The organism is Rhodopseudomonas sp. BR0C11, assembly GCF_010820945.1.
GTDB classification, from domain to species: Bacteria; Pseudomonadota; Alphaproteobacteria; order Rhizobiales; family Xanthobacteraceae; genus Rhodopseudomonas; species Rhodopseudomonas palustris_H.
Map to the genome: position 1 here is coordinate 1 of NZ_QTKI01000292.1, position 6233 is coordinate 6233.

Consider the following 6233-nt stretch of genomic DNA (forward strand, 5'->3'; position numbering starts at 1 on the left):
GGTGTACGCTGCCGGACATCAAGTGATCGGACTACCCGGCGCGTCAGCCGTGTTGGTTGCCCTGTCGCTCGCCGGCCTGCCGACCGACCGGTTCTTCTTCGACGGTTTTCTACCTTCCAAACAGGGAGCCCGCCGCACGCGGCTCGGTGAGTTGGCGTCGATCGACGCGACGCTGGTGCTGTTCGAAGCCGGCAGCCGGATTCAGAACTCGGTGCATGATTTTGCCGACCTGCTCGGTGCGACGCGCGAGGCGGCGATCTGCCGCGAACTCACCAAGCTGCATCAGGAGGTGCGGCGCGCCACCCTCGGCGAACTCGCCGCGCAGGCCGACACGATGGAGACGCGCGGCGAATTCGTCGTGGTGATCGGACCACCCGATCCGGCCTCGCGGGTGATGAGCGAGGACGACCTCGACCGCTGGCTGAGCGAAGCCCTAACCCAACACAGCGTCAAGGACGCGGTCGCGCAGGCGGTCGAACTCTCCGGCCGGCACAAGCGCGAGATCTACGCGCGCGCATTGGAGCTGTCGCGGCAGCGCGAGGCCGACGATGGCGAAGACTGATCGTTCGCAACCATCCGTGCTGGCGCGCATCGCAGCGTTTCGCACCGGCCTGTCGGCCGAAGCCAGCGCGGCGGATTATCTCGAACGACAAGGCTACCGCATCCTAGCGCGGCGCTTCAAAACGCGGTGCGGCGAAATCGATCTGGTGGCGCAGCGCGACGCTTTGGTGGCCTTTGTCGAGGTGAAGGCACGCGGCAATGTCGACGATGCCGCCTACGCGGTGACGCCGCGGCAGCAGAGCCGCATCGTTGCGGCCGCCGAAGCATGGCTGAGTCGGCATCCCGAACACGCGATGAGCGAGCTGCGCTTCGACGCCATCCTGATTGCCCCCAACACAGCGCCTCGGCATCTGCCCGGCGCGTTCGACGCCACGCCTTGAGCCGGGCTGCTTGACCAAGCCGCCGCCACCCCGCATCGTCACCGCCGCTCTGCCAACCTCGGAACACACGATATGACATTGAAGGTCGCCGTCCAGATGGACCCCATCGCGCGGATCAATATCCGCGGCGATTCGACGTTCGCGCTGCTGCTCGAAGCGCAGGCTCGCGGCTACGCGATCTCGTACTTCACGCCCGACAAGCTGTCGCTACGCGGCAACGACGTCGTCGCATCGGTGCAGAGCCTGAAAGTGCGCGATCAGGAAGGCGATCACTTCACCTTGGGTGAACCGACCCGCGTCGATATGCGTAGTTACGACGTGGTGCTGCTGCGGCAGGATCCGCCGTTCGATCTCGCCTACATCACCTCGACGCATCTGCTCGAACGCATTCATCCGGCGACGCTGGTGGTCAACAATCCGGCCAGCGTGCGCAACGCGCCGGAGAAATTGTTCGTGATGGATTTTGCCGAGCTGATGCCGCCGACGCTGATCAGCCGCGACAAGGATGAGATCAACGCGTTCCGGGCCGAGCACGGCGCGGTGGTGATGAAGCCGCTGCACGGCCATGGCGGCGCGGCGGTGTTTCGGGTGCTGCCGCAGGACATCAATTTCGGCTCGCTCTACGACATGTTCGCGGTCACGTTCCGCGAGCCGTGGGTGATCCAGCGCTTCCTTCCCGAGGTCAAGCACGGCGACAAGCGCATCATCCTGGTCGACGGCGAATTTGCCGGCGCGGTCAACCGCGTGCCGGCCGAAGACGATCTGCGTTCCAACATGGTCCGCGGCGGCGCCGCGGCCGCGACCGAATTGTCGCCGCGCGAGCGCGAGATCTGCGCGACACTCGGGCCGAAGCTGCGTGAGCGCGGGCTGTTGTTCGTCGGTATCGACGTAATCGACGGCTACCTGACCGAGATCAACGTGACCTCGCCGACCGGTATCCGTGCGGTGGCACGGCTCGGCGGGCCGGACATCGCGGCGAAGATCTGGGACGTGATCGAGGCCAAGCGCGCCTGATCTGCTGCCCTGGAGAGCGGCTGAGGCAACGACGCCCTTGCCAGTCGGCAAAGGTGGCCGCACAACTACGAGGATCGTCCACTATGCGGACGTCCGCGGGGGCTGCCGGGACGTGGACGCATGGTGAAAGCGACAGCGGTAAGCTAATGATGTTAGGTCGGACGGCGGCTGGCACATGGCCCCGCTGTTCCTGGTAATGGGATCAGAGGTAGCGACGGTATGATCGTCGGCGAAGACCAGCATTGGGGACGGCGGGCGCTGGAATTCGTCGATTCCGTCGAGCGGCTCGAAGCGCCCGCGCTGATCAGCCGTTTTGAATCGCTGATCGCGAGCTGCGGTTTTACCGCCTACATCATGGCCGGCCTGCCGTCGCGAAACGCCGGGCTGCCCGAACTGACGCTGGCGAATGGCTGGCCGCGCGACTGGTTCGACCTCTATGTCAGCGAGAACTTCAGCGCGGTCGATCCGGTGCCGCGCCATGGCGCCACCACGGTTCATCCTTTCGTATGGTCCGAGGCGCCTTACGATCGCGACCGCGATCCGGCCGCCCACCGGGTCATGACCCGTGCGGCGGACTTCGGACTGGTCGAGGGTTATTGCATCCCGCTGCACTACGACGACGGCAGCGCGGCCATCAGCATGGCAGGTCGGGAGCCGGACCTCAGCCCGGCGGCCCGCGGCGCGATGCAGCTGGTCAGCATCTACGCACATAGTCGGCTGCGCGCACTCAGCCGACCAAAGCCGATCCGGCGCAACCGGCTCACGCCGCGCGAATGCGAGATCCTGCAGTGGGCGGCCCAGGGCAAGACTGCCTGGGAAATCTCGATGATCCTCTGCATCACCGAGCGCACCGTGAAATTTCATCTGATCGAGGCGGCCCGCAAGCTCGATGCCGCCAACCGCACCGCGGCCGTCGCCAAGGCATTAACACTTGGCCTGATCCGTTTGTGACCTGTCCGATCGGACAGTAGTTCGGTTCCCGTTCGCACCTGCACTGTTCCCGCCTGCAGACCCACTGCAGGAGGGGAATTGCATCATGCAGGTTCATGTCATTCGTCGGGAGAACCGCGCGCTCTATGCCGGTCTGCTCGACAAGTACTTCCGCATCCGTCACCAGATCTACGTCGTCGAGCGCGGCTGGAAAGAGCTCGATCGGCCGGACGGCCGTGAGATCGATCAGTTCGACACCGAAGACGCGGTGTATCTGCTCGGCGTCGACAATGACGACATCGTCGCCGGCATGCGGATGGTGCCGACCACGTCACCGACGCTGCTCAGCGACGTCTTCCCGCAGCTCGCATTGGCCGGCCCGGTCCGGCGGCCGGATGCCTATGAGCTGTCGCGGATCTTCGTGGTGCCGCGCAAGCGTGGCGAGCATGGCGGCCCGCGCGCCGAAGCCGTGATCCAGGCGGCCGCGATGGAATACGGCTTGTCGATCGGCCTGTCGGCCTTCACCATCGTGCTGGAGACCTGGTGGCTGCCGCGGCTGGTGGACCAGGGCTGGAAGGCCAAGCCGCTCGGCCTGCCTCAGGACATCAACGGCTTCTCGACCACCGCGGTGATCGTCGACGTCGATGACGACGCCTGGGTCGGCATCTGCAATCGCCGCGCGGTGCCCGGCCCGACGCTGGAATGGCGCGGGCTCGAAGCCATCCGTCGTCATTCGCTTCCGGAATTCCAGGTGATTTCATGAACGCTCCCTCCAAACCGCGCGGCGCCCGGCCGATCACGCTGAACCCACCGCTGAAGCAGCACGCGGTCTGCATCGACGCGCTGGCCTCGACCATCAACCGCGCCATCGAGCAGGCCGAAGAGCTCGGCATCTCGTCAGCGGTCCAACTGCTGATGATGGCCCGGCTCGAGGTCGACCTGACCGAGATCGCGCTCGAAAGCCGCACCAAGAACAGCGCCTGACACGGCACCGGCGGGGGGCAGGCCCCGCCGGTTTGTTCCCTTAATGTTCTTGCGCAGCGACTGCGCCGCGGTTAGCCTCGTTGCTCTGCGGAGAGGGCGTTATGGTCCAGCACGTATCCACCGTGGCGTTCGAAGGCATCGAGGCGCGCAGCGTCGATGTCCAAGTGCAGGTGTCGCCTGGACTCCCGGCCTTCGCCATGGTCGGGCTGGCCGACAAGGCGGTGTCGGAAGCGCGCGAGCGGGTGCGATCGGCGCTGATCGCCTCGGGCCTGGCGCTGCCGGCGCGGCGGATCACCGTCAATCTCGCTCCCGCCGATCTGCCCAAGGAAGGCAGCCATTACGACCTGCCGATCGCGCTGGGCCTGATGGCGGCGATCGGCGCCATCCCGGCCGACGCCCTCGAAGGCTTCACCGTCCTCGGTGAGCTCGGGCTCGACGGCTCGATCGCACCGGTGGCCGGCGTCTTGCCGGCTGCGATCGCCGCCAATGCGCGCGAGCACGGCCTGATCTGCCCGGCGGCTTGCGGCTCCGAGGCGGCCTGGGCGAGCCCCGACATCCAGATCATCGCGGCCAGCTCACTGATCCAGATCGCCAATCACTTCAAGGGCTCGCAACTGCTCGGGCGGCCGCAGCCGCGGGTCCGGGAAGCCGAAGCCTCAATGCTCGACCTGCGCGACATCAAGGGCCAGGAGAGCGCCAAGCGCGCGCTCGAAATTGCCGCGGCCGGCGGGCATCATTTGCTGATGATCGGGGCACCAGGCGCCGGCAAGTCGATGCTGGCCGCGCGGCTGCCGTCGATCCTGCCGCCGCTGTCACCGGCCGAGCTGTTGGAGGTTTCGATGATCGCCTCGGTCGCCGGCGAAATCCGCGATGGCGCGCTGACGGCCCGGCGGCCGTTTCGCGCGCCGCATCACTCCGCCAGTATGGCGGCGCTGACCGGCGGCGGCATCAAGGCGCGCCCGGGCGAGATTTCGCTCGCGCACCAGGGCGTGCTGTTTCTCGACGAGCTGCCGGAGTTCGATCCGCGAGTAGTGGATTCGCTGCGGGCGCCGCTCGAAACCGGCGAAGTCGCCGTCTCGCGCGCCAACCATCGCGTCACCTATCCGGCGCGGGTGATGCTGGTGGCGGCGATGAATCCATGTCGCTGCGGCCACGCCTTCGAACCGGGCTTTGCGTGCAAGCGCGGCCGGATCGATCGTTGCACCTCGGACTATCAATCCCGCATCTCCGGTCCTTTGATGGACCGCATCGATCTGCGGATCGAAGTGCCGGCGGTAAGCGCCGCCGACCTGATCTTGCCGCCGCCGGCCGAAGGCTCGGCTGAGGTCGCAGCGCGTGTCGCTGCGGCGCGCGACGTGCAGCGGACACGCTACGCGGCGATCGGCCTGCCGCAGATCCGCACCAATGCGGAAGCCCCCGCCGCGGTGCTGGAGACGACCGCTCAGCCGGATTCGGCCGGGCTGAAATTGCTGCACGACGCCGCCGAAACCATGCGGCTGTCGGCGCGCGGTTATCACCGCGTGCTGCGGGTCGCCCGCACGCTGGCCGATCTCGACGGCTGCGACCGCATCGGCCGCGTCCATCTGGCCGAAGCGTTGTCGTATCGCGCGCTGGCCGACGATCAGCGTCGCGCGGCCTAAGCGCGGTTAACGCACCATCAACCTTGTTAGGAGCGCCAACTCGATTCTGCGCAACTTTCAACCTGATGGCAGCACCCCAAGCGCATGTTTCCGCGTTGCCGGACAACGGCAAATGTTGGAGCGGCGATGACGGGGAAGCTGCGGATCAGGTCGAGGCTGCGCTTATGGACGCGCCGGCATCCGCGCATCGCGATGGCGGGCCGGGCTGTGACGGCGTTTTCAGCCGGTTTCGGCGGCGCCTATGGATTACTCTTCAGCAGCCGTCCGGAGATCTCCGGTTACGATCCGCATACGTTCGCGATCGGCACCAGCTTCCTGTTCGCGCTAGCCTGCCTGGCGCTGGCGATCCAAACGATGCGGCTGCGGCGGATGCGCAGCCGCCTGCGACTGCTCACCGATCTACGTGACACCGCCACAGCGAGGTCGCCGGAGCATGGCGGCCGGAATGCGGTGATTGAGCCTCGCGACAGCGCCGAGGCGGAGAGCCGCGCAAAGTCGCGGCTGCTGGCGATGGCGTCGCACGAAATCCGCACGCCGCTGAACGGCATCATCGGCATGAGCCGGCTGTTGCTCGATACGCCGCTCAGCCCCGAGCAGACAACTTACGCCAAGGCCGTGAAGACCTCCGGCGAGGCGCTGCTGGCCCTGACCGACGAACTCCTCGACTACGCGCGGGTCGAGGCCGGCAAGATCGAACTCGACGCGAGGCCTGTCCCTTATACAC

The 6233-nt window shown here is 66.6% G+C and carries 8 protein-coding genes; all 8 read left to right on the forward strand.

Features of this window, described 5'->3' with window-relative positions; all coding sequences use genetic code 11:
• The coding region (rsmI, locus tag DYI24_RS19040) for a 16S rRNA (cytidine(1402)-2'-O)-methyltransferase (protein WP_246701302.1) at positions 1 to 562 on the forward strand (562 nt) is incomplete at its 5' end.
• Positions 549 to 941: a YraN family protein gene (locus tag DYI24_RS19045; protein ID WP_011155891.1), complete on the forward strand. Its 393-nt coding sequence runs from the start codon at positions 549 to 551 to the stop codon at positions 939 to 941. The genes rsmI and DYI24_RS19045, both read left to right, overlap by 14 nt.
• Positions 942 to 1013: 72 nt before the next feature.
• Positions 1014 to 1955, forward strand: a complete 942-nt coding sequence (gene gshB / locus DYI24_RS19050) for a glutathione synthase (RefSeq protein ID WP_164573424.1) — start codon at positions 1014 to 1016, stop codon at positions 1953 to 1955.
• Positions 1956 to 2174: 219 nt separating this feature from the next.
• On the forward strand, positions 2175 to 2906 hold the full coding sequence (gene rpaR, locus DYI24_RS19055) for an HTH-type quorum sensing-dependent transcriptional regulator RpaR (RefSeq protein ID WP_164573425.1): 732 nt from the start codon (positions 2175 to 2177) through the stop codon (positions 2904 to 2906).
• Positions 2907 to 2991: 85 nt separating this feature from the next.
• Positions 2992 to 3648, forward strand: coding sequence for a 4-coumaroyl-homoserine lactone synthase (gene rpaI, locus DYI24_RS19060; protein ID WP_107342557.1), 657 nt, complete (start codon positions 2992 to 2994; stop codon positions 3646 to 3648).
• Entirely contained in the window at positions 3645 to 3869 is a 225-nt protein-coding gene (locus tag DYI24_RS19065; protein ID WP_107342556.1) for a hypothetical protein, read from the forward strand. Before rpaI ends, DYI24_RS19065 begins: the two co-directional genes overlap by 4 nt.
• A 101-nt stretch (positions 3870 to 3970) precedes the next feature.
• Positions 3971 to 5509: a YifB family Mg chelatase-like AAA ATPase gene (locus tag DYI24_RS19070; RefSeq protein ID WP_164573426.1), complete on the forward strand. Its 1539-nt coding sequence runs from the start codon at positions 3971 to 3973 to the stop codon at positions 5507 to 5509.
• Positions 5510 to 5635: 126 nt separating this feature from the next.
• Positions 5636 to 6233 (forward strand): sensor histidine kinase (locus tag DYI24_RS19075; protein ID WP_283810875.1); only part of this gene is annotated, 598 nt, incomplete at its 3' end.

Bases quoted from the DNA above. Each gene is read 5' to 3' on its own strand.
- DYI24_RS19070 (WP_164573426.1), top strand. From the start codon at position 3,971: ATGGTCCAGCACGTATCCACCGTGGCGTTCGAAGGCATCGAGGCGCGC.
- rpaI (WP_107342557.1), top strand. From the start codon at position 2,992: ATGCAGGTTCATGTCATTCGTCGGGAGAACCGCGCGCTCTATGCCGGT.
- DYI24_RS19045 (WP_011155891.1), top strand. From the start codon at position 549: ATGGCGAAGACTGATCGTTCGCAACCATCCGTGCTGGCGCGCATCGCA.
- gshB (WP_164573424.1), top strand. From the start codon at position 1,014: ATGACATTGAAGGTCGCCGTCCAGATGGACCCCATCGCGCGGATCAAT.
- rpaR (WP_164573425.1), top strand. From the start codon at position 2,175: ATGATCGTCGGCGAAGACCAGCATTGGGGACGGCGGGCGCTGGAATTC.
- DYI24_RS19065 (WP_107342556.1), top strand. From the start codon at position 3,645: ATGAACGCTCCCTCCAAACCGCGCGGCGCCCGGCCGATCACGCTGAAC.